This window comes from Blastomonas sp. AAP25 (assembly GCF_001295965.1).
GTDB classification, from domain to species: Bacteria; Pseudomonadota; Alphaproteobacteria; order Sphingomonadales; family Sphingomonadaceae; genus Blastomonas; species Blastomonas fulva.
Genome location: NZ_LJHP01000035.1, coordinates 24,131 through 46,886, shown reverse-complemented (window position 1 = coordinate 46,886; position 22,756 = coordinate 24,131). Strand labels below are relative to the sequence as shown.

Genomic DNA, 22,756 nt, shown 5'->3' with positions numbered 1-22,756 from the left:
GCCCGCGGGTTCCTGCACTGGAGGCTTTCGTACGCAAGCGCCCGAAACCCTTCACATGGTCAGTCATTCCGGTGTGGCCGCAAGAGTGTCGGCTTGCGCCGAAAGCGGTCAAACGCGGTAGGTAAACCGGGCAATCGACGAGGCACCATGTTCAGCTTGAGCTGTACAATCAATGGCGACTGGGACCTGACTTTAGAGCGAGCGGGTGGTCGTGAGGCAAAATTTGAAACCCGCTTCTCCCAGCGATGAAGTTTGTGCGGTCCCTGATGACGGTCCATTTGTACAGCCAACATGATTTGGCGTTTGCGTGTACAGCGCCCGGCAAAACCCATGGCGTTTCAAATGGCATCGTCGCGTGAAAGGCGCTCGCGTTAACACGTAAGCGCAAAGGCATTGTTGATGCGAGTTGCGACCTTGCTGGCTATCTCGCGCCCATCAATGGCGCCGAAAGGCTACGGGGGAGATACCAAGGCGTTTTCTAAACTGTGCGCCAAAATGGCTAGCGCTGCTGAACCCCGTTGCTTGGGCTATTTCGGTGATGCTCATACTGCTCTGACGCAGCATTGCGGTCGCGCGCGCTATTCGCTTTTCGATGATGAACTGATGTGGAGAAACGCCGTAGCTTGAACGGAAGGCTCGCGTGAAATGGCCGGTCGACAATCCGATCAGATTCGCCAGATGATCCACTGCAATATCACTGCTCAGATGATCCTGGATGTATCCCTCAACCTTGCGTTGCGCGAACCCGACCAATCCCCCGCAATGGCTGAAATCAGGTGTTCGATCTTGCGTGAAATACCGGTCGATTAAACATTGCTGCATGGTTTCCAACAGGGGCGCGACATAGCGGTTTTCCCCGTCGGTATCGCGCAACGCCATCGCTGCGGCTTGGCCAAGCTGGGTCAGCACCGGATCCCGAAAAGGGCGGTCGAGAATCGCAGACCCGAAACCGTCCGGGATGCGGCTGGAATCCAGATAAACATGTAGCATTTCAAACGAACCATCGAGCAGCCAATCGGAGTATTCGGCAGAGCGCAACAGCACGATCGAACCTGGCGCGGCCCCGCGCCATACCGAGCGACCGTTTGCGATCTGTTCAAGATGTGCATCGCCTCGCAGCGACAAGGCAAGAATGTGACATTCATGGCCTTCAAACCGCCGGGTCTTGGGCGAATGCTGCCATAGCGCCGCCGATAGCGTGCCGCCAACGATGTCCTTGCTGCAGTGCATTGGCGATCCATCGACAAAGCGCGCCACTGCGTCGATTGTTGCCATGATGGCGTCATCTGGCGTTTTCATGTGCCTGACCCTTTCTCCATCCTCTACCACGGGCAGATTTTCTCTGCCTCATAGGCCTTCAGGCTATCTCAGAATCAGGGCGCGAGCAAATGGGCCACGCGAGGGTCTGATCGAATCCTGACAATCATATCAAATTCCGCGCATGGTCTCGCCGCCTGGTCCAATCGCCAGGCACAGGCGCGCAGGGTTGGGTCCTCAATGGCCGACCTGACGGCACCCATATATGCAGGGCGTTTGCCAGTCTATCGGGTGCGGCGCAGCCTGCCAAATCGTGTGCAGGGCGATTGATTCGGGTCGTCGATGGCGATGAGACGCCCGCCGGATCCAGCAATCCAAACACTTGTATCATAATCCGAACATGGCGGACCGCCGGAGCGCTCAGCGGCATTGATCTCCTTTGATTGGCCATGTCAGCATCCATGCCAACAAGTCGATGACCGTCCGATTGCGGATGAGATCAATGATTCAGGACGGATGGATGATGGCTAAGCCTTGCACGTGGCACGATGAGATAGATGCGCCCAAAATCCGGCGCGAGGCCGTTGCCGCAACCAGGGTTGTGTCCTGCTTCGCGGATCGGCCCAAAAGCCTGTTCGATGTTTTCACCAGAGGCTTTGCCGCAAACCCGGCTGGCACGGCCATCGTTTTCGAAGGCCAGCGCATCACCTATGCCGCGCTTGAAGAGAAGGTTCGGCGCACTGCGGATGGGCTGACATCGCTGGGCGTCGTTTCGGGCGCACGTGTGGCAATCTTGCTGGCCAACTGCCCCGAATATGTCGTGCTGACCTTCGCGCTCGCGCGATTGAATGCCATCATGGTGCCCATGAACATCAGGGAAGCCACCCCTGAGTTGGCCTATATCATCAACGACAGCCAGGCCGAACTGGTCATCGCACATGCACACCTGCAGGCGGTGCTGCCCGATGGCGGTGCGATTCCGGCGGTGCGTTCGGTTGTCCGGTTGGAGGCGGATGGATCGTCGATCCTCGATGATCTTTCCCAAAGCGCTGCGCCTGGCGGAGCCGCATCAGCCGATGAACATGACGTCGCGGTCATCCTGTACACCTCGGGGACCACCGGCAGGCCCAAGGGCGCGATGCTGTCGCATTTCAACGTAATCCACTCATTCCTTCACTACCAGACCGCGATGGAGGTCACGGCAGAGGATCGATCGATCATTGCGGTTCCGATGAGCCATGTTACCGGATTGATTGCGCTGGTGACGGTCATGATCGGATCGGGAGCAACGCTGATCATCATGGACAGCTTCAGCGCCCGTGATTTCATCGGCCTGGCTGCCAGGGAGCGGATGACCCATACGCTCATCGTTCCAGCGATGTTCAACTTGTGCCTGCTGCAGCCTGATTTTGCGACGGCTGATCTCTCGCACTGGCGGATCTCCGGCTATGGCGGCGCGATAATGCCCCAGGTGACCATCGGCCGCCTGGCCGAGCAGTTGCCACAGCTCAAGCTGATGAACTGCTATGGCGCCACCGAAACAACGTCTCCGGCGGTCATGATGCCGACCCGTTTTGCGACACAAAGGTCGCACCAGGTCGGCCTGCCGGTGCTGTGCGCCGACATCATGGTGGTGGATGCCAATGGTTGTGAAGTCATCAGCGGAGCGCCTGGAGAAATCTGGATTTCCGGCCCCATGGTCGTCAGCGGTTACTGGAATAATCCTGTGGCGACATCACGAGAATTTGTCGGCGGATACTGGCGATCCGGCGACATCGGCAGCATCGATGATCAGGGTTTTGTGCAGGTGATCGACCGGCTGAAGGACGTGATCAACCGCGGTGGATACAAGATCTATGCATCCGAGGTTGAGAACATATTGCTCGACTATGCTGGGGTTAGGGAAGCCGCTGTTATCGGCATTGCCTGCCCCGTGCTGGGGGAGCGCGCGCATGCGTACATCGTGACCGACGCGCCCATAGCCTCAGACGCGCTCAAGGCACACTGCGGCCAGCACCTTGCCGACTACAAAGTACCCGAGAGCTTCCATCACGTTGAAGCGCTGCCCCGCAACGCCAACGGGAAGGTCCTCAAGCGGACCTTGCGCGAGCTCGCCGCCGAATAACCTCATAGCCTTTGCCTGAAAGGATCATCATGCCCGATACTGTTCCGGATCTGTCAGAACTGCTCGCCAACTCCCCCAAAAATTGGGGAAAATGGGGGCCTGATGATGAGGTGGGCTCGCTCAACTACCTGACATCGGTTGAGGTGATGCGCGGCATGGCGGCGGTCAGGCAGGGCAGGGTTTTCACGCTTCAAGTGCAGATGGGCAATCCTCAGGGCGACCCGCTATGGCCGGGACGCCGCCCGGCACAGCGCGTCAACGTGCTTGATCACGGGCATTTCATGTGTGGCAAGGGGCCGAAATTCCCAGGAAACATGGAATATTGCGATGACATGATGGTCATGTACCTGCAGGGATCGACCCAGTACGACGCGCTTGGTCATGTCTGGTATGACGACCAGATCTACAACGGCTACGATGCTATGACGACCATTGGCGGCACGGCCAAGGCCGGGGTTCTGCCGATAGCCGAACGCGGCATTGTCGGCCGTGCCGTACTCATCGACATGGCGCGTTTCCGGGGCAAGGACTGCCTCGATAAAGGCGAAACATTCGATCACAATGATCTGTGCGCAGCCGCCGAGGCGCAAGGCGTCACCATTGAAAAGCGCGACATCCTGATAATTCGCACCGGCTGGATCGGGTCATTCTACAAACGTGGTGCAGACGATTTCTACAAGGACTTCATCGAGCCGGGCCTCACTTACTCGCCCGAACTGGTGCGCTGGTTCTATGAGATGGAAATCCCCAATCTGGTCACAGACACGATTGCCAATGAAGTGACGATCGATCCGGTATCGGGCGTCGCTCTGCCTTTGCACAGCGCATTGATGCGCAACCTTGGCGTGGCGTTCACCGAAATCATTCTTCCCGACGCACTGGCAGACGATTGCGCTGCCGATGGCCAATGGTCGTTCCTGTACGTCGCAGCGCCGCTCAAGGTCGTCGATGGATCGGGCGCTCCGGTCAACCCGGTGGTCATCAAGTAACTTTCAAAAAAACCAACAAGAACATCGTAAACGGGGAGGTCATCATGAACATTTCAAACAAAGCGCAATTTGCCTGCGCAGCGAGCCTTGCAGCGCTGATCTGCTTCCAGTCCACCAGTGCCGGAGCACAAGAGGCCAGTGAAACCGCACAAGCTGGCGATTTGGCTCAAGGCAACCGACTGGACGAAATTGTGGTTACAGCGCAGAAGCGGTCTGAAAACATCAATGACGTTGCCATTTCGGTGCAGGCTGCCAGCGGCGAGCAACTGATAAACCTCGGCATCACCGAAACGTCTCAACTGCAAAAGATCGTTCCGGGTTTTTCTGCCACGAAGTCCCCCTACGGAACCCCGGTGTTCACCATTCGCGGCGTGGGTTTTCAGGATACCGCCTTAGGCGCCAGCCCGACGGTCAGCACCTATGTCGATGAAGTTCCACTTCCGTTTTCGATCGAAACTGTGGGCGCGACGCTCGATTTGCAGCGGGTCGAAGTTTTGAAGGGGCCGCAGGGCACACTGTTTGGTAACAACGCAACAGGCGGCGCGATCAATTACATCGCCAACAAGCCAGGTGATGCATTTGAGGCAGGCTTTGATGCGAGCTTCGGCCGGTTTGATACGATCGATGTCCAAGGATTCGTGAGCGTTCCGCTCAGCGATACCCTTGGGATCAGGATCGCAGGCAGGGTGGTAGACAGCGGACCATGGCAAAAGAGTACGACGCGCAATGACGAACTTGGGCGACAGGACCTGCTCAACGGTCGTGTGACGCTGGCATGGGAACCGACCTCCAGCTTTCGCGCCCAGCTGACCGGTTCGGGATTCCTGGACAAATCCGAAACGCAGGCCCCGCAGCTGTTCAGGATTGTCCCGGCGAATGCGCAAACACCGCTCGCCCCTGGCTTTGTAAACTTTCCGCTGGCACCGTTCAACAATCGCGCCGCCGATTGGAGCACATGCATCAACAATTTGCCCACCGAAGCCCCTGCGGGTTGCGTACCGTTGAAGAAAGACAACTCATATTACAACGTCGCACTGCGGCTTGAATATGACGTATCTCCCGACATTACACTGACGTCGCTGACATCCTATCAGGATTTCGACCGCTTCGAGCCGGTCGACAGCGATGGGACGAGCTTCCGCAACTATGAATCGGTTCAGCAGGGGCATCTCAAGACATTCTATCAGGAACTGCGCATTTCCGGCACCTTCGGCGGCCAGGGCAACTGGATCGTCGGCGGCAACTACCAAGCGGATGACACGCTCGACTTCTTCCTGCAGAGCTATTCGGATTCTACCAGCGCCAGCATTTTCGGCCTGCGGCTTGGCCCGACGCGGCCAATCAATGACCAGCAGGTCAAGACCTATGCCGGCTTCTTCAATGTCGAATACCCTATCGGCGCGCTCACCCTGCAAGGCGGGGCGCGCTACACAAAGCAGACGCGCGATTTCTTCGGATGCGGGTCCGATGGCGGCGATGGCAGCTGGTCGACGATCTCGCAGGCGATCCAGAACCTGTTGCTCACCGGCGATCCCTTTGTCGGCAGCTCGTTTCCCGATCCGTCACGCGGGCCGGGCATCAACGCCGGTCCTGGTGGCTGCGGCACGACAGGTCCTGGACCGACCTTCGCGCCGGGGCTGACATTTGACAACCTTGATGAAGACAACATCTCCTGGCGTGCGGGTATCAAGTGGGATGCCGCCAGCGATGCGTTGGTCTATGCCAACGTCAGCCGGGGCTACAAGGCGGGCAGCTTCCCCACCGCCGCCACCGCACGATCGGTCCAGCTGATCCCTGCGGTCCAGGAATCGTTGCTGGCCTATGAAGCGGGCGTCAAGGCCGGCTTGTTCGACCGCGCGGTGCAGCTGAACGGCGCGATTTTCTATTACGATTACAAGAACAAGCAGATCCGAGGGTCCATCCTGGATTCGGTGTTCGGACCGCTCTCGGCGCTGGTCAATGTGCCCAAGTCACATATTTTTGGGTTTGAAATGTCGGTGGCCGCAAGACCGGTCGAAGGGCTGCAAATCACCGCGACGGGCAGCTACGCCAAGACGCAAATCGACGGCAACTTCAGCAACTTCAACTATCTGGGCATTCTGCAGAATTTTACAGACGAGCCGTTCCCGCTTGCACCGAAGTGGCAGGGCAGCGTGGATGCCCAGTATGATTTCCCCGTCGGCGGCAGCGCCACCGGGTTTGTCGGCGCAAATGTCACCTATCAAAGCCAGACCAACGCAGGCTTCGGCCAGCTGCCTGAACTCGATATCGATGGTTATGCCCTGCTGGATCTGCGCGCAGGCGTAGCAGTCGATAACTGGCGCTTCCAGGTCTGGGGCCGCAACGTGACCGACAAATACTACTGGATCCAGGTGTCCCGCCAGTTCGGCGATGCGCTGGTGCGCTACAGCGGCATGCCCGCAACTTACGGCGCGACAATCAGCTATCGTTTCTGATCGCGGCCCAGCCATCTGATTTTACCGGAGTTTCAGCACATGAAGAAAACTGTCCTTATCCTTGGCGCCAGCGGCGTCGTCGGCTTCAGCGCACTCGAGGAATTCCTCGAAGACCCCGATTGCACGGTCATTTCCGTCTCTCGCCGCAAACCCAGCGTACGCAGCCAGCGGTCGTTTCAGCATCATTCGGTTGACCTGAGAGACGCTGAGGCGACGAACGCCCTGTTTTCGACGATGAGCGAGGTTACGCATGTCGTGTATGCGGCACTGTACGAGAAGCCTGGGTTGATCGAGGGGTGGAGTGACAGCGAGCAGATGTCCACCAACCTGGCGATGATTCGCAATCTGATGGAACCGCTGTGCGCGGTTGCCAGCATAAAGCACATCAGCCTGCTGCAGGGCACAAAGGCCTATGGCATCCACCTGCATCCCATGCCCATTCCCGCGCGGGAAAGCGCACCGCGCGATGACCATGCCAATTTCTACTGGCTGCAGGAAGATTACATTCGTGAAAAGGCTGCATCTGCCGGCTTTGATTTCACCATCTTGCGCCCACAGCTCATCATCGGGGCGCCTTATGGCGTGGCCATGAACCTTGCGCCGATCATTGGCGCCTACGCCGCCATCTGCCGTGAACTCGGCGAACCATGCGGGTTCCCTGGCGGCGCATCCTATGTTTGGGAGGCGGTCGATGCCCGCCTGGTCGCCAAAGTGCTCAGCTGGGCGACCGAAGCGGACAACGCCAAGGGTCAGCATTTCAACGTCACCAACGGCGATGTGTTCGAATGGCGCAACCTGTGGCCTGCCATGATGGAGGTGCTGGGCGTGGACGTAGGTCCAGATAGCCCGCGATCGATGGCAGAGTATCTTCCCCACCACTCCTCGACCTGGGATGCCATCGTCGCCAAGCACGGTCTGGTCAACAATAGCATCGACCAGATCGCTGGAGAATCGCATTATTACGCTGATTTTTGTTTTGCATACGGGGCAGAAACGCCACCCTTGCCTGCCTTTGTAAGCGCAATAAAGCTGCGTCAGGCCGGTTTCCATCATGTGTGCGACACCCAAGAGATGTTCAAATACTGGCTGGGTTATTTCTTGGACCAAAAAGTGCTGCCTCCTGCAGGCTGAGGGCCACTGGATAACCAAATGTCACCGACAATCTCTGGGCGAAACGAAATCCGGTGTCGACATCCGATACAGGAACACGCTCCCCTAATCTGGAGGATAGAAGACCTGCCATGACAGTGGTTGAGGCTTTGGAAGCTGTGGATGGTGGATGCGCGCTTCTACCGCGCGTTGAAACTGATTTTGTGAACGCCAGTGCCTTCGGCACCGGCCGCATCATCCGGATTGCGTCGTAGTGAGTGGCATCGGAATCGAAGCAGCGCTTGCGATTGCGGACCGGGTCGAGCGTTTTGTTCGCAACGAGATCGTACCTTATGAGCGCGACGAGCGCCGCGATCATCACGATTGCCCAACCGACGAGTTGGTCGCCGAGATGCGTGAAAAGGCGCGGGCGGCCGGCGTGCTTACCCCCCATATTTTGGCCGACGGGCAGCACCTGTCGCAGCGTGAGACAGCGATCGTGCTCGCCAAGACCGGGTTGTCCCCCCTAGGGCCGCTCGCCTGCAACACGGCAGCTCCTGATGAGGGCAACATTTACCTTTTGGGCAAGGTCGGGAGCCCCGCACTCAACCAGAAATTCCTGAAGCCGCTCCTCGATGGAAAGGCGCGATCAGCATTCTTCATGACCGAACCGGCATCCGAAGGCGGTGCGGGCTCCGATCCCTCAATGATGCAAACGAAGTGCCATATGGATGGCAACCATTGGGTGATCAATGGCAGAAAGGCGTTCATCACCGGCGCACAGGGCGCACAGGTCGGCATCATCATGGCCAAGGCCGATGAAGGTGCGTGCATGTTTTTGGTGGATCTTCCAGACCCGGCGATCCGCATCGAGAGCATTCCCAACACCATCGACAGTTCGATGCCCGGCGGCCACGCCACGGTTGCAATCGAGAACCTGCGCGTTCCGGCTGACCAGATGCTCGGCCAAGCAGGCGAAGGCTTTCAATATGCGCAAATCCGGCTGGCACCGGCGCGGCTGTCGCACTGCATGCGCTGGCTTGGCGCCTGTATTCGCGCAAACGAGATAGCTTCCGATTACGCCAACCGCAGGCAGGCCTTCGGCAAGCCGCTGATCGACCACGAGGGCGTCGGCTTCATGCTAGCCGAAAACATGATCGATCTGAAACAGGCTGAACTGATGATCGACTGGTGCGCCGACGTGCTGGACACCGGCGCGCTGGGCACAGCAGAGAGCTCGATGGCCAAGGTCGCAGTCAGCGAGGCATTGATGCGCATTGCCGACCGCTGCGTTCAGGTGATGGGCGGCGCCGGCGTGACGAGCGACACCATTGTCGAGCAGGTGTTCCGCGAGATCCGCGCCTTCCGCATCTATGATGGCCCGACTGAAGTACACAAATGGAGTCTCGCCAAAAAGATCAAGCGCGACTGGAAGGCGGCCCAGGCATGAACGATGCTCTCATGAGCGATGCGCTGGGGCAGGATGCCAACGCCGGGACGAGCGCAGTACGCGACGCCTACCGTTTTGACGATGCGGCGCTGGCACGCTGGATGACAGACCATGTCGAAGGCTTTGCAGCGCCGATGACGGTCGCGCAGTTCAAGGGCGGACAATCCAACCCGACCTACAAGCTGATCACCCCTGCGCGCAGCTATGTACTTCGGCGCAAGCCGCCGGGGCAGGTGGTGCAGGGCGCGCACGCCGTGGACCGCGAGGCGCGGGTGCTCACCGCACTCGGCGGCGTCGGCTTCCCGGTCGCCAGGGTATACGGCCTTTGCACGGATGAAGCGGTGATCGGGAGCTGGTTTTATGTCATGGAAATGGTCGAAGGCCGCATCTTCTGGGATGCGTCCTTTCCCGGCGTTTCGCGCGAAGAGCGGCCGGCCTATTTCGATGCGATGAACGCGGTGATCGCGAAACTGCACGGCCTCGACTATCGCGCCATTGGGCTGGATGATTATGGCAAGCCGGGCAATTATTTTGCCCGCCAGATCAGCCGGTGGACACGCCAGTATGTTGAAGATACCGATGCTGGGCGCAACGATGATATGGATGCGTTGGTCAAATGGCTGCCCGCGAACATCCCCGATGGCGATGAAACCAGTATCGTCCACGGCGATTTTCGCTGCGACAACATGATCTTTCACCCCAGCGAACCACGGGTGATCGCTGTGCTCGACTGGGAATTGTCAACGCTGGGCCACCCGCTGGCGGATTTTGCCTATCACGCGATGATGTACCAGATGCCGCCGGATATCGTAGCGGGCCTCGCCGGGGCCGATCTGGCCGCGCTCAACATTCCTTCCGAAGTCGAATTTGTCGCAGCCTATTGCCGCAGGGCCGGGCGCGACTCCATCCCCGGCTGGGGCTTTTATGTCGCGTTCAATTATTTTCGGCTTGCCGCGATCTTTCATGGCATCAAGGGGCGCACGATACGTGGAACAGCTGCCTCCGCGCATGCGCAGGACCGCGCTGCAAGCTTCCCAGCTCTGGCCGCGCTTGCACGCCAGTCGATGGAGAAAGCCTACCTGTGACACGAACTCGTCGGTGTTGCGCTGAAAGGTTGGCTAAGGTTAGCTCTTATATCTGCCATGCTACCGGACTATTGCATTCTCCTTTGGAGACATCTTCCCGCCTTCAAGAACGACCGGTTTCACCGAAGCCGGTCGTTCACATTGAAGGTAGTGAACGGCGGCTACGTCCAAACATCAAACAAATTTAACAAAGTGCGATAATGTATCTTATGTTAAATCAATAACTTATCGGAACCGCTCTTGCATGGAGCAATTGGGGTTCCACCGGGCAATCAAGGCTGGCATTTTCACACCGAGTGTGGAGCAGTGACAAGTCTGAGATAAACCCATAGCCTTGATGGATCGTGAGGAAGCCGATCTCGTCGCGAACGCCCATCGACTCCTCATCCATCTGCGCCTTGGCGCGCGCAAGAGCATCGCAGGACAAATAGGTCCAACCGAGTGCCGGTTCAACAGTGGGCACTGCACGCAATCGTGACTTGGTCGCGGATGCCATGAGATCAGGCCATCCGTGAGCGTATGCGTTGATCGGCTCGTCTCACTCGCCTGACGCCAGTGCGTCGAGGAATTCTCCCATCAGATCCGCGACTCGCCGTTGACGCAGGATCCGCAAATCCCTGACCTCCTGGTTGCCGCCAACATCTGCATCGTTATCCTCGAACCGCGCGACAGCGACGGGACCATCCCGACGGTATGATTGATCGGGATCTTCATGAACGAACCGGATTTTCAGCTTCGCGAGCGCCTCCTGCACCGCATCGGCATGCGGCCCCGCCAAGGCGTCCTTGAACGCGCCGATGGCCGCGGCCAGTTCGCCCGAATGATGCTCAAGGCAGTAGACGAGATCGTGTGCGTCCTTGCGCGCGTTGCGGTGATCGAAGGCGAACGCCTTGAGGCAGGTGAAGCTGACGATGTTCGCGTAGCGCACGGTCTCGGTGGCCAGCCCGCCGCCGCCCAATAACTCGGCAGTGAGCTCGGTCTTGTCGTGCAGGTCAAACACCATCGACGCGTGCGGGATATTGAGCGCTGAGACGTTGCCCTCGGTCGGGAGCACCTTGACTTTGCCGCCACCGAGTTCGGGATGCTCGGCGAGGAATTCGAGGATCATGGTTGCGCCCGTCTCCAGACGCGCCTCCCAGCGCCAGGAGACCTTCACGCCTTTGTCGTTCGTCCCGCGATCGAACCCCATCGCATGGAGGTTCTCTTCCAGCGTGCTGTAGGCTTCCGTGTCGGTCAGGATCGCCACGTCAATGACGACATCAACGTCGCCGGTGCCGGCATGCTGGGGCACTTTGGGCGGCCGTGCGGCAACGAGGTAGCGCGGCGTCAGGCCACCCACAAGGAACACGCTGTCCTTCCAGGGTCCGAAGCCCCGGAGGAGCGTGACAAGGACACGCTCGGCTGCTTCGGTGACGCCGCCATCATAGGCGGCAAAGATGTTGGGCTTCGTCACTATCCTGCCAGTCGTTCGGCGCGAAGGTGGTCGGCCATTTCCCTGGCGCGACCTGACCCTTGCAGGAGATCGAGATAGACTTGAATCGGCGGCGCATATGTAACGCCGTCGATCCGCTCGCCAACAGCAATGTCACTCTTGCCGGTCTTCTCGATCACACCTAGGTTCCATCCCTCAGACACGGGCCGGGCATCGAGGCGCGAGAGAACCTCGCTGTAAAGGCGTCCGCCTTGGATCCGGCATCGGAGCTGGGAGATCACGGAAAGATAGGGCGCATAGGCCTGCGCGGCTGCCTCGGCCGTCACCGCATATTTGGCGCCAACGTCGTGGCATGCCTCATCGAGCCGACGCGCAATCTCGCCAGCATCGCCGCCCGGGACGTAGAAGCGCTCGATCCTAGGCTGCTTCTGATCGGCGATCAAGCGCGCCCACTCGTCGAGAATGGGGCCTCGCTCGCGCAGGCGGCGCATCTTGGCAGGCCCCGCCCCTTCCACCTCGAGCCAATCCCGCCGCTCCATCTCGGTCAGGGTCTCAGACGTCGTTGCCGGCGACACGCCGGTCTCCTCCGCCAGATCCTTGCCGCTGACCCAGTTGGGCGCGGTCTCGATGACCGCCTGGACGACGCGTGCGCGCTGGCCTTGAAAGATCGAGGCGAGGGCGCGGTCCGCTTTCTTGGGCGGGGGACGATCGATCAGGACATAGGCACCCGACGACGGGACGAAGAGCGAGCCACCGGGGTCGAAATAGCCAACCCCCTCCTGCTGGAGAATATCGCGCGCGCCCTTCGAGATTGCGGCTGCGATTAGCATCGGGACCTTCTCGCCTGATCCGTCCATACGGTCGAGATAGTCGCGGAGCTGCCAGATCTGCTGACGCACGTCGCGAGGGAATAGCTCGCGCTTGGCTTCAATCACGAGTTCGAACCGGTGGCGGTTGAGGCGCACATCGAGCAAGCCATCCGGGGAATAACGCCCACCGGATCGTTGTTCACAGAGACGCTCCTGCACCGATGCGCCGGGCAGAGCCGACACGGCACGGCTCAGCTTATCTAGCAGATCTCCTTCTTCAATCTCGAAATTTTTCATATTCGGCCACCAGTGAATAAAGTCCCTCTATCGAATATTCGACAAAAAAGCAATGTTCACTGTTCAGCAAATTTGGTCGTAGGGCCGTCCGAGCCTGTTAGCCCTTTCCAAGGGCCCGGTGAACCGAAGGGATAATCGTATAGACGGCCTCACGCTGAGCACCCCGATTGCGATGGTCGACGCAATAGCCCTGGTAATGGCGCCGCAGCAGTCCCGCGCGAACGAGGTCCGATACCGCGCGGCTCACATTGGTACGCCCGGAATGTAGCAGCCGATCGCGAACCTCGCCGGCCACGATCTGCTCTGCAGCCGTCTGGTCGGACGGCAAGGTTCCCTTGCGCTCGAGGTCGCGTCGAACCTGATCAATGACTGCGCGCCGTCGGCCATCGCGATGCGCCATCGGCAGCAAAGCATCGCTCAGCCAATCCCGGACCGGAACCGCGCGGCCATTATCTTCGACATAAGGACCGGCACTCGCAGAATGACCAGCAGCCCGCGCGATCAGGTTCAGCACCATGAAGGTGTAACGCGGCCGTGAAGACATCCGCGACAGCCGTTCCAAGACGGCGGGCAGGTCGAGAGGTTCGTCATTGGCCGACACGCCCGCAGGCGTCCTATCCACCCACTCAGTAACGGCGCGAGGCGTGACGATGTCCGCTGCGAGATCGGATCCCTCAGCTATCGCGTCCTTCGTGAAGAGATCCGGCTGGAACATGGTAGAATCCAAGCACATAGAGAACGAAAAGTGAATCCCTTTTTCGCGACAACCGTGCTTTAGTCGTCAGTGACACTTTACCCGCCGCTTCTGGGTAAAGTGTCACTGATGGCACAGGCTCAATTCGGCAGATTGACAGTATCCCTCCGGTCGACGCCGCCTTGCGGTGATCGGCTGATACTTCGAGATGGCACCGGTGCAATGAAGTTCGAGCGGCGATTGTGCGCGCTGCCACAATTCGCCTCCGCGCTGATGGACCTCAGCTAATGAGTCTCCGTCTGGCTCAAGAAGGCGACCAAATGAGGCATCTAGTGGAGGTCATCGCGCGCAACGAGCGGCGTTAGAAGTTTTCATGTTCGTCCCGACATGCAAGTGCGATTGCCCATGAATTTGCATTAAGCAGCCGCCCACGATTGATACCGTCCGTTGCGCATAGGCGCGGACCTCATCTTCAACGAATGGGGTGTTCGGATCGTGGTGGAAGGGACAGTGTAGCCGTTGATGTGGTCCAAGTCGCTATGCTGGGGCGTCAGCGGATGCCCGCTGTCGGCTCGGATCGTGGCAAGCATGTCACCCAGCCACTTCCCCTCAAGAATCTGATTGGGGAAGCGGTAACGAATATACCGCTCCAATAGCGGGCGCATCACCATCCGCATGTCGCCTGCGTCCCCGCTTCCCCCGTCGGTAAAGCCCTGCAGACGCATATGATCCTGAAGGTAGCCTTCCTTGACCTCCGGCTCAATGTCCCACAGTTCGATGGATGATCCCGCCTCGCTTGCCGAAATCTGGAAAGGCGTACAGGCCGCGCCGTGGCTCAGAGACCTCACAGCCTCGAGAAAGAACTTGTCGTGGCTGAGCACGATGACCTGGGCGGCCCTGTCCATCTCCCCGACCCGTACGATCTCCTTAGCCGTCATAGTCCGGCGGAAGTCATCTAGGCTCGTGAAGGGATCATCAAACACGACGATCTTGTCGGAGATTTCAGGGTCGCGCTTGAGCTGCGATAGGAAGAAGGCCAGCGCGAACGTGTTCTTGTCCGCTGCGATCATGCTGGCAAACTCACCCGGCGAAACCAGCCCACCGGACCTGAGCAAGGCAGAAAACTCCAGACCCAATCGGTCCAAGTTTGGGTAGCAGCACACGACAAATAATCTTAGTTGCCTTGTCCTCAAGCGAACCGCTTTGTAAGCATCATGAGCAATGGACGGGGGCTCGAATGGGAAAACGGAATCTCGCAATCGTTGGCACCCACCAAGACTATTTTGCCGATATGTATGACGAGCGAATGGGCGAAAACCCATCAGTCGTTCTCGGATGCGCATCCGAGGAAGACGCCGCCACGAGTTATTTCAAGACCGTTTTTGAAGACTCAAACGCGCTCGTCCGCGAGGCGGTCATTGGCGTATGGCTATCAACTGAAGCGCCTGAGAAGGCCATCATTTTCGATGCTTGTGCGACTTTGACCCCTTGCACGACCGCAGACGCGAGACCTGGCGAATTCGATATTGAGTTGGATGTGCGCCAACGGTCATAATATGCGGGACGCGCGCAGGCGGCGTGCGCTGCAGTCATGACCGGGCAAAACGCAGAGCATTGGTTGACAGTCGTGCGATATGCGATCAGCATTACAGCCGGTCTAACCCCCTTGCCTGTCGCCAAGCTAAATAGGTTTTGATCAATCCTTCAAACTGCCCGCGAATCCAGTGGTCAGATCGATTAAATGGCGACCGATACGACCCCTTGGAGTTCGTATGGCTATCCTACTGCCGACATCAGAGAATATTCGTCTTCTCAAAGCCACTCTCATGGGTGATTTTGAAATGCGCTCTGCGCATGCTTCTGAAGCGATTGCCGCTCTCATTGGATTTCGATCCAATGCAGCTTACCTGGCCACTTCCAATCATCTGCCCGATCTGACGGTTTACGAGGTGGATTTCGACGCATTTGAAGAGCGCTCAGTCCATCTGGGTTACGACAGAGCGTCATCCGAATTTTTGCGTTTCCTGTTCAAAGGGATCCCATGGCCCAACCCCGCTTGGAAAATGATCGACAAGCGAGATTCAGCCGCTCGCGATGCTTGGTTCTATGAGTGCCAACGCCGCAAGATACCGTTTCTGCACGTGGCAAAAGCAAGAAAACACTTCTCGGTCCATTGGGACCATATCAACTTGGATTCTGATTATGACCAGATGATCAGACATTCTGCCGACGGGGAAATGGCAAGGGTTCTGTTCCGAACCTATCAACTGGTCGCTTCTGGCCTTGAGCCTAAAAGCTTTTTCGATGGCGGGGCCTTAGTGGGGGATTTGACTGGCTTGTCTGAATCAAGCGCCCGGCAGATTGCAAATGCCTTCGCTCTCCTGCTTTTTCCTGGCAACATGCAATCTGCTTTGGCTGCATAAGAAGATATTGGAAGCTGCGGAACCAGCGGCTTCCAATACGCCACAACTCCATCAGGCCGAAATTCTGAGCTCCGTTCGCGTCGTGCAACAAGCCAGTGGTCCAAATCAGGCACGCTGCGGTGGACTTCATCATCGCCAGAAGCCGTCCTGTCTCTGGCCGTGCCGGTTGTCGTAATTCTCGCGCTGATCGTAGGCGCTCTTGCGGATACCCACCTCGACCCGCTGGCCGCCGACGTTGCGAATGTGGAGATCGCGCAGATCGACCTTGTTGCGCTGCGCCCAGTCCTTTGCCTCGCGCTCGCTGCCGAAGGTTCCTGCATCTTCGTAATCGAATGCCATTTCATGCTCTCCTTGATGTGGTGATTGACGGACTGGAAGCTTGAATTCCGAGGACTATGGCCGGGCCCTGTGCACCGGGATCACGACATCGGCGCACCGCTCCGAAGGCGAAGCCGCCCGCTGCGCCAGCAGCCTCACAAAGGTGGCCGCGATCGTGCCCACCAGAACAGCGACAAGGATCATCAGACCTATCGCCACCAACTCAGCGGCCATTTTCTGGTTATCGAGGGCAGCCCGCAGATCGGCGCATCCCTGAACCCCGTGCGTGTTGAGATCGCAGACCACGAAACTGTCCCCGCCAGCGGCACGCGCAATCTCCGAGAGTCCCGTCTCGTTCACCAGATTGGTCAGGGTCAGCTGCTGCGTGAGGTGAATCTCGAAAGTGTCTGAAGGCGACGTACCCGCTGCGGCATGGCCCATCTGTGTCACGATCCTCCTCCTATCGGCTGCGTTCGATGTTGCGTTCGGGCACTTCGAGCTGAGGCGTTGCCCGAAGGCTCGCCGGATCGATCCGCGAGACAGATGCTTGCCTGTCCTCAGGCGCCCTCAAATGATCGGGAATTGTGGGTCGGAACTCGCCAGCCTCGCGGCCGCTGCGCTTCGCCTCAACCTGCTTTTCGCCAAGGGTTTCGAGCGCGCTGGTCTTGTCTCCCGCGTTGCGGCCGATCTGCGCGAGAAGCCGGTCGCGGTCATTGGTGACGATGGTAATGTCGTCACGCACCCGGGTCATCATCACGAGCGCCAGACGCTGGTTCGACAAGTGTCGGGCTGAAGAGTGCATCTCACCGATCGCCATGTCGCGGGTGTCGCCCTGCGCCTGATGCATGTTGATCGCATAGGCCAGCCCCATGCGCTCGAGCATGCGGTCATTCTGCTTGAGTTCTACGGTCTCGCCTGCCTTGTTCTCGAGCGTGACGATCCCATCCCTGATCCCGAGGATCTTCGCCTCCTCGGACTTCATCAGCCCCCTGGCATCATCCTTTTCGGTCCAGCGGATCCTGTCGCCCTCGTAGATTGTCTCCTTGTGCTTTTCGGAGAGCCTCAAGGCATCGCGCTTGTCCGAAGGATCGATCGCCGCCGGATCGAATTTGGTCAGCTTGCCGCTTTCATCGCGCAACGTGACCCGGCCCTTCGCGTCGACGCCTTCGACATCGTACCGGCCCCGAAGAAGCCCTCCAGGGGCGCTCTGGCGCGTTACTTCGAGCAGCTGGCCCTTGCTGTAGGTTGAGGCGTAGCGCAGCTCCTCGCGCGTCGCATGGGCCGGGAGGAGCGTGGTCAGCCTCAGCCCTTCCCCCTGGATCGCCCCTTCTGCCTTGAGGCCCCGCTGGACCATCCGGTTAAGTTCGCCGCGCGCTGCACGACCCGATGAGTAGATCGCCGTGCGCTCGCGGTCCTCTGGCGACAGCTCCAGCCATTTCTGCGCGGTGACCTTGAGGTGGTCTGCGCCAGCTTCGACCACACGCTCGCCAAGCGAGGCAAAGCTTTCCTTGAACATGCCGGCGCGCGCGAGGCCAGCGGCTTCCTTCATATGCTCGGTGCGCTGCCGAAGGCTGGTGTCGATCCGGGCTATGGCGGGGTTATCGGACTGGATCAGCGAAAAGCTTTTGCCCGCCTCGATCGGCTGCAGCTGGGCCCGGTCTCCGATCATGACCAGCTTTTCAACCCCAAGCCGGTTGGCGATCGTGAGCAGGTCATTCATCGGCTTGTTCGCCACGAGCGAAGCCTCGTCCAACACCAACACTTTGCCGCGCAAGGCTTCGCGTGATGCCTCGAACTTCGGACCCGAGCCCTCAAGCGCGGGCCGCAGATGCTCATTCACAAAGGATGAGACGGTTCTTGCTGTGATACCCTGCCTGACAACCTCACCGTCCGGCCCCCGGATCGCTGTATCGCTGCGAAGATCGCTCACCATCTTGTTGGCAAAGGCGAGCCCGATCACCTCCCTTCCCTCCTGATGAGCTACGCTTGCGATTGCCGAAATGATTGTCGTCTTGCCTGCGCCTGCGACACCCTGGATCACGATCGTGCGGTCCTTGCTGGCCAGCGCCAGAGTTCCCGCGGCAATCTGCTCGGCATTGAGCTCGTGGGTGCCCGCTACTTGCCGCAAGCGCCCGGGTGCCTCGGCAGCTTCAATGATGGCCTGGCCTGCGCCCTTTCCGGCGGCGACATTGGCAAGGGTTGCCCGCTCGATTGCGACATGCTCGGGCGTGGTGAATCTCTCAGGCCGGCCATCGAGCCTGTCGCTCTTGCCCTCCAGCACCCTACCGTCGGCCACCAATACGCCGATGCGTGCTTCCACCCCGTCAGCGGTCACGCCCTTTACTCCGAGGTCGAGCGCGGTCTTGACCAGCTCGCCCCGGGTCCAGGAGGTTTCTCGTTCGCCGATGATCCTGATCGCAGAAGCGGTTGCCATCTCAGTGCGCAGCTGCGTGGGCGTCAGGGTGATCCGTTGCAGGCCACTGGTTGTCAGTGTGTCCGCTGGCCGGGTGTAGAGCTTCACGCTGTCGCGGAGCGCGCTCAGAGTCTCCTGCACCCGCTGCGGCGATCCCAATGGGCTCTCGCGCCCCTCGGAGCCGCGTTCCCGCGCCTGTTCGACCAGCGCCTTGGCATCGAACCCCAGCCCGGCAGCGCGCTTGGCCCATTCTTGCCGGAGCGCCAGCTTGTCGTCCGGATTCAGCTTGGGATCGCGGGTGCGCTTGGTGATTTCACGCAAGGCTTCTGTATCGTTTGCGCTCTTCCCGAGTTTCTCGGCCGTTGCCAGAATGGTCAGGCGACGCTGGCTGAAGGCTTCGATCACATCGCGCGCTACGCCCTTGATCTCGAACTGGCCGTGCTTGCCCGTGATCTGGGTTTCGTAGCCGAGCTTCTCGAGGTTCGTCCGCAGCGCGGCGTTGTAGATGGAGCCAAGGACTGTGTTGTTCTTCCAGATCTCTCCGTTCCACAGCGCCTTCCAGTTGCCATCCTTGTCTTGGGTCATCGCAGCAATGACAGCATGGGTATGGTTCTGCGGGTCCAGAGCCCGGCTCGTGTCGTGCTGGAACAAGGCATAGAGGAGCTTGCCTGTGACCACGCCCTCGCCATTGGCATTGCGCGAACGGTCGCGGGCCTGCGCATAGTGCTTCTCGAGATAGGCCATGGTCGCCTTGACGGCGGCCAGCTGTGCATCGAGAATCCGTTTGTCGCCGCCCAACTGCGCCAGCAGGCTGGCTGACTTCGGCATGGAGAATGTGAGGTCTATTCCCGAGCGGCGGTTTGCATTGCCATTTACAACCGTGTCATCGGGCAGTTTGCCATCAAGGACCTTTTCAAAATCGTCCTTGGCAACGGGACCAGCAAGCCCGAGCGCTTCGGCACCCTTGCCGCCCCATTCGCTGAGCTCGGCAGGGCCATCGCCGACATAGTAGTCGTCCTTGGCGAAGTAGTTTGCCGCGCCGCCTGCTGATGCGACTGATGCGACCGACAGCATCTCAGGCGTCCCCTGCCTGTTCGCGCCAGAGCATCGGCCCGGCACATGGCGCGCAAAATAGGGGGCACACATGGCAGGTCTGTCCTGCCGCGCTCATCGCCCAAGCTCCTGATCATCGTCGATGGAAGGGTCCTGTCGGCTCAGCTTTTCATTGCCGATGCCGCGCATGTTCTCTTTGGAAAGCTCGCTCTCCTGCGCGTCTGCCCTGCTGTTCTGCGCTCGCCCCTTCTGTCCTTCAATCTTCGCTTGCGCGCCGCGCTCTTCGCTGTCCCGCATGGCTAGGTTTTGCCGCTCGCGCTGGTCCTTCTTGCCCGGGCGGGTATAGCCATAGAGCTCCCCTTGCGCCGGCCTGCGCTCGAACTCCGCCCGCTCCTCTTCGTCCTCGATCTTGCGCGCCACCTCCTCTTCGGTCAGCTCGCGCTCAGGGTTGAACGGTCCCTCGATCGCCTCCCGCAACTGCTGCGCTGCCCGCTCCGCCTCACTCAGCGCCACCTCTTCGCGATCCTTGCGCTCCAGAGGCACAATGTCAGGTTGCGCGCCTTCCCTATCCCCACCCCCCAATTCCGCGATATCCCCGGACGGTGGTGTGTATTCGGCGGCGCGCATGTCGGTGACACGCTCGAAGCCCTTGGCGCGGGGTTCGTAATCCTTCCACGTCAGCCTGATGCGGGCAGCGGGGAAACCGTCAGGGAATTTCACGAACCCGTGCATGCTCGGCAGGTCGCTGATGTCGACCGGCATGACGAGTTCTTCGACGTTCGTACGGGGCGTGATCGTCGATGCGTCCCGGTTATCGTTATAACCGTAGGAATAGGCTTCATCCATGATCCGGACCTGGCGGTTGCCAATGAACTGGGAGCAGCGCCGCGAGGTCTCGGGATCGGCCGTTTTGAGGATCAGCTTGGTGCCCGCCAGCGAGGCCAGATTGGTAGCCCCGTTCTCGCCATAGGTTTCTTCAAGCTTGTCGAAGGAATGCATGCCAAGCACGAAGGCTCCGCCAAACGCGCGGGCGGTCTGAAGACCATGATCGATCGCCGGGAGACGATGCAGCGCATGGACTTCGTCGATGAGAAACCAGGTGCGCAGATCTCGGCTCCGTCCCATGTGGAACAGCGCATTGACGGCCAAGTCCATCCACAGCGTCAAAAGCGGGCGATTGAGGACCAGGTCCGGGTGCGTGGAGGTGATGAAAAGGATCGACCCTTCCTTGACCTCGGTGGTCATCCAGTTCTTGATTGAGAAGCCGGTTTCGCCCGGAGGTGGTTCGGGCAGGAAGCGGAAGACATTTGCGTTGGCGATGAAGGTCGTACGGATCGACTCTGCCATTTTGGCAGCGGCGGGTGACATCATCGGCCCTGCTATCGTGCCTTCAAGTTGAGCATGGATCGTCTTCAAATCCGATTGCATCAGGAAGTAGGAAAGCGCGCCATTTGAGCGCACGCCCATCTTGATCATTTTTACGCACATCTCGACGAACAGGGTGCGCGCCGACTTCTGCCAGAAGTCATCTTCCGCGCTATGGCCGCTGGGAACCAGCGCTGTCGCAGCGCTCATGAATTCGGCGTAATTGTCGCAGTCGTTGAAGATCGACCATGGCACGCAGCGGCGGTCCATCGGATTGAGAATGATGTCCGTTTCGGCGTCATAAAAGCTTTCGACGAAGGTGCCGGTCAGATCGAAAATGACGCAGCGATGCCCGCGTTCGCGCGCCTGCGTGACGATCTTCTTCAGCTCGGTCGTCTTGCCAGCACCGGTCGTACCGATGAACATCGCATGGCTTTGCTCAAGCCGCCAAGGAACCGGCACACCTGCCAGGCGGTAAGGCGCATGCAGACCCGCCCGGACACGGTCCTTCAACGGCTCTGCGAGGATCTCGTCGGGGTCCACTGCTGGCCGGCGCTTGCGGCACTCGCTGACATGCGCTTTCCAGTTATGACTGGTGATGGCTTGGGCCAGTTCCCTGTGTGTCACAAGAACCGCGCCGCGCTCATGCCTTTCGGTCAGAATGTCGGTGCCGCGCCGTTTCGAAAAGTCGACGAACCAGACGGTCAAGGGCACGCAGATAAAGGCTGCACCCAGACCCGCAGAAATGCTGACCTGCACAGCCTTGGCCCAAGCCCTTTCCACTGCAGGATGATAGGGCACCATGGACATGGTGCCTTGCACCATCTGACCCGATGGAAGCGTCAGGTTTACAGGCTTGTTCGGATTGAGCTGCACCCATCCCCAGGCCTCGGCGTAGAGCTTCATCAGCACGAGCTGAACCTCGTGGTTCTTGAAGGTCAAACTGACGAGTACGCACAGCAGAAGAATAGCGGTTCCGACCCAGACATAGAGGGGCATTCTGATGCCTGCCCAGGTCATCAGGATTTCATGGTGAAACAGCTGCGATCCGCGCGTGAAATTTCCTGCGTTCCGCTTCACTTTTCCGCGCGCGGAAGCGTGGGTGAGAGTGGCCGCTTTTTTGCTGAATCTGATGTCTTCAGCCATGATGCTCTCGCACGTTGGAGAGCGCCTGAGCGATCAGGTGTTCGGCATCAGCCGGATATTGCTCCTGGACGATGAGCGAGAGCGCAAGCTGGGTATGCTCGAGGATTGTAACAGCCCGCTCGGTATTGAGCGATAATCCCGCCTTCAGGAGCGGAATACCGACTTCAAGGGCAATGCGGATGGCTTCCGACCGCGATACACCGCGGCTCGTCGCAAGTTGATCGACGATGTCGATCATCCTTGGGCTGAGCGTTACACCGACGCTCTGGAACTGTTTCTTTTCCACTACCACACCTTTTCAGGCGTGGTTCGTCTATCGCAGGTTTGAGTATATAGCGCTGCATCGCGCTTGCCA

At 59.2% G+C, this 22,756-nt stretch carries 19 protein-coding genes; 8 read left to right on the top strand and 11 right to left on the bottom strand.

The genetic code is table 11. The features are described from left to right. Window positions 1-435: 435 nt before the first annotated feature. Window positions 436-1,299 (bottom strand): helix-turn-helix domain-containing protein, encoded by an 864-nt coding sequence (locus IP68_RS17785; RefSeq protein WP_054136358.1) that lies wholly within the window; start codon window positions 1,297-1,299, stop codon window positions 436-438. Window positions 1,300-1,732: 433 nt separating this feature from the next. Between IP68_RS17785 and IP68_RS17780 the strand changes: the two genes are divergently transcribed. From IP68_RS17780 to IP68_RS17755, 6 genes are all read left to right on the top strand, one after another. Then, window positions 1,733-3,382, top strand: coding sequence for a class I adenylate-forming enzyme family protein (locus IP68_RS17780; protein ID WP_369814874.1), 1,650 nt, complete (start codon window positions 1,733-1,735; stop codon window positions 3,380-3,382). A gap of 29 nt (window positions 3,383-3,411) precedes the next feature. After that, the gene (locus IP68_RS17775) at window positions 3,412-4,371 is read left to right on the top strand and encodes a cyclase family protein (protein WP_054136357.1); all 960 of its coding nucleotides are present in this window, start codon (window positions 3,412-3,414) and stop codon (window positions 4,369-4,371) included. Window positions 4,372-4,415: 44 nt separating this feature from the next. Beyond that, window positions 4,416-6,827: a TonB-dependent receptor gene (locus IP68_RS17770; protein WP_054136356.1), complete on the top strand. Its 2,412-nt coding sequence runs from the start codon at window positions 4,416-4,418 to the stop codon at window positions 6,825-6,827. A 39-nt stretch (window positions 6,828-6,866) separates the two neighbouring features. After that, window positions 6,867-7,958 carry an SDR family oxidoreductase gene (locus IP68_RS17765; RefSeq protein WP_054136355.1) on the top strand — a complete coding sequence of 364 codons (1,092 nt, stop codon included), beginning with the start codon at window positions 6,867-6,869 and terminating at the stop codon, window positions 7,956-7,958. A 232-nt stretch (window positions 7,959-8,190) separates the two neighbouring features. Continuing rightward, window positions 8,191-9,366: an acyl-CoA dehydrogenase family protein gene (locus tag IP68_RS17760; RefSeq protein WP_054136354.1), complete on the top strand. Its 1,176-nt coding sequence runs from the start codon at window positions 8,191-8,193 to the stop codon at window positions 9,364-9,366. 11 nt (window positions 9,367-9,377) lie between these two features. After that, a complete protein-coding gene (locus IP68_RS17755; protein ID WP_054136364.1) occupies window positions 9,378-10,451 on the top strand; it encodes a phosphotransferase in 1,074 nt (357 codons plus the stop codon). Between the two features lie 217 nt (window positions 10,452-10,668). On the opposite strand, the gene IP68_RS19960 is transcribed toward IP68_RS17755, so the two are convergent. From IP68_RS19960 to IP68_RS17735, 5 genes are all read right to left on the bottom strand, one after another. Then, window positions 10,669-10,947, bottom strand: a complete 279-nt coding sequence (locus IP68_RS19960; RefSeq protein WP_197275854.1) for a hypothetical protein — start codon at window positions 10,945-10,947, stop codon at window positions 10,669-10,671. Window positions 10,948-10,989: 42 nt separating this feature from the next. Then, entirely contained in the window at window positions 10,990-11,904 is a 915-nt protein-coding gene (locus tag IP68_RS17750) for a hypothetical protein (protein ID WP_054136353.1), read from the bottom strand. Then, entirely contained in the window at window positions 11,904-12,989 is a 1,086-nt protein-coding gene (locus tag IP68_RS17745) for a hypothetical protein (RefSeq protein WP_054136352.1), read from the bottom strand. Before IP68_RS17745 ends, IP68_RS17750 begins: the two co-directional genes overlap by 1 nt. Window positions 12,990-13,086: 97 nt before the next feature. Beyond that, window positions 13,087-13,704 carry a hypothetical protein gene (locus IP68_RS17740; RefSeq protein WP_197275853.1) on the bottom strand — a complete coding sequence of 206 codons (618 nt, stop codon included), beginning with the start codon at window positions 13,702-13,704 and terminating at the stop codon, window positions 13,087-13,089. 395 nt (window positions 13,705-14,099) lie between these two features. Continuing rightward, window positions 14,100-14,753, bottom strand: coding sequence for an AAA family ATPase (locus tag IP68_RS17735; RefSeq protein ID WP_197275852.1), 654 nt, complete (start codon window positions 14,751-14,753; stop codon window positions 14,100-14,102). A gap of 167 nt (window positions 14,754-14,920) precedes the next feature. Here IP68_RS17735 and IP68_RS20530 point away from each other — a divergent pair, with 167 nt between their 5' ends. Together IP68_RS20530 and IP68_RS17725 are read left to right on the top strand one after the other, a co-directional pair. Continuing rightward, complete coding sequence (locus tag IP68_RS20530; protein WP_054136350.1) at window positions 14,921-15,238, top strand: hypothetical protein; 318 nt, start codon at window positions 14,921-14,923, stop codon at window positions 15,236-15,238. 217 nt (window positions 15,239-15,455) lie between these two features. Next, the gene (locus IP68_RS17725; RefSeq protein ID WP_054136349.1) at window positions 15,456-16,106 is read left to right on the top strand and encodes a hypothetical protein; all 651 of its coding nucleotides are present in this window, start codon (window positions 15,456-15,458) and stop codon (window positions 16,104-16,106) included. Between the two features lie 129 nt (window positions 16,107-16,235). Here the strand turns inward: IP68_RS17725 and IP68_RS17720 are convergent, their stop codons facing one another. From IP68_RS17720 to IP68_RS17700, 5 genes are all read right to left on the bottom strand, one after another. Then, entirely contained in the window at window positions 16,236-16,445 is a 210-nt protein-coding gene (locus IP68_RS17720) for a hypothetical protein (protein ID WP_054136348.1), read from the bottom strand. 54 nt (window positions 16,446-16,499) lie between these two features. Continuing rightward, complete coding sequence (locus IP68_RS17715; RefSeq protein WP_156318242.1) at window positions 16,500-16,874, bottom strand: hypothetical protein; 375 nt, start codon at window positions 16,872-16,874, stop codon at window positions 16,500-16,502. Between the two features lie 10 nt (window positions 16,875-16,884). Beyond that, window positions 16,885-19,911 carry a MobF family relaxase gene (mobF, locus tag IP68_RS17710; protein WP_054136346.1) on the bottom strand — a complete coding sequence of 1,009 codons (3,027 nt, stop codon included), beginning with the start codon at window positions 19,909-19,911 and terminating at the stop codon, window positions 16,885-16,887. A 93-nt stretch (window positions 19,912-20,004) separates the two neighbouring features. Beyond that, window positions 20,005-22,401, bottom strand: coding sequence for a type IV secretion system DNA-binding domain-containing protein (locus IP68_RS17705; protein ID WP_054136345.1), 2,397 nt, complete (start codon window positions 22,399-22,401; stop codon window positions 20,005-20,007). Continuing rightward, window positions 22,394-22,687: a ribbon-helix-helix domain-containing protein gene (locus tag IP68_RS17700; RefSeq protein WP_054136344.1), complete on the bottom strand. Its 294-nt coding sequence runs from the start codon at window positions 22,685-22,687 to the stop codon at window positions 22,394-22,396. Before IP68_RS17700 ends, IP68_RS17705 begins: the two co-directional genes overlap by 8 nt. Window positions 22,688-22,756 lie beyond the last annotated feature (69 nt).

Excerpts from the sequence above, each read along its gene's own strand:
- IP68_RS17785 (WP_054136358.1), bottom strand. The coding sequence starts at position 1,299 with ATGAAAACGCCAGATGACGCCATCATGGCAACAATCGACGCAGTGGCG.
- IP68_RS17780 (WP_369814874.1), top strand. The coding sequence starts at position 1,733 with ATGACCGTCCGATTGCGGATGAGATCAATGATTCAGGACGGATGGATG.
- IP68_RS17775 (WP_054136357.1), top strand. The coding sequence starts at position 3,412 with ATGCCCGATACTGTTCCGGATCTGTCAGAACTGCTCGCCAACTCCCCC.
- IP68_RS17770 (WP_054136356.1), top strand. The coding sequence starts at position 4,416 with ATGAACATTTCAAACAAAGCGCAATTTGCCTGCGCAGCGAGCCTTGCA.
- IP68_RS17765 (WP_054136355.1), top strand. The coding sequence starts at position 6,867 with ATGAAGAAAACTGTCCTTATCCTTGGCGCCAGCGGCGTCGTCGGCTTC.
- IP68_RS17755 (WP_054136364.1), top strand. The coding sequence starts at position 9,378 with ATGAGCGATGCGCTGGGGCAGGATGCCAACGCCGGGACGAGCGCAGTA.
- IP68_RS19960 (WP_197275854.1), bottom strand. The coding sequence starts at position 10,947 with ATGGCATCCGCGACCAAGTCACGATTGCGTGCAGTGCCCACTGTTGAA.
- IP68_RS17745 (WP_054136352.1), bottom strand. The coding sequence starts at position 12,989 with ATGAAAAATTTCGAGATTGAAGAAGGAGATCTGCTAGATAAGCTGAGC.
- IP68_RS17740 (WP_197275853.1), bottom strand. The coding sequence starts at position 13,704 with ATGTTCCAGCCGGATCTCTTCACGAAGGACGCGATAGCTGAGGGATCC.
- IP68_RS17735 (WP_197275852.1), bottom strand. The coding sequence starts at position 14,753 with ATGATCGCAGCGGACAAGAACACGTTCGCGCTGGCCTTCTTCCTATCG.
- IP68_RS20530 (WP_054136350.1), top strand. The coding sequence starts at position 14,921 with ATGGGAAAACGGAATCTCGCAATCGTTGGCACCCACCAAGACTATTTT.
- IP68_RS17725 (WP_054136349.1), top strand. The coding sequence starts at position 15,456 with ATGGCTATCCTACTGCCGACATCAGAGAATATTCGTCTTCTCAAAGCC.
- IP68_RS17720 (WP_054136348.1), bottom strand. The coding sequence starts at position 16,445 with ATGGCATTCGATTACGAAGATGCAGGAACCTTCGGCAGCGAGCGCGAG.
- mobF (WP_054136346.1), bottom strand. The coding sequence starts at position 19,911 with ATGCTGTCGGTCGCATCAGTCGCATCAGCAGGCGGCGCGGCAAACTAC.
- IP68_RS17705 (WP_054136345.1), bottom strand. The coding sequence starts at position 22,401 with ATGGCTGAAGACATCAGATTCAGCAAAAAAGCGGCCACTCTCACCCAC.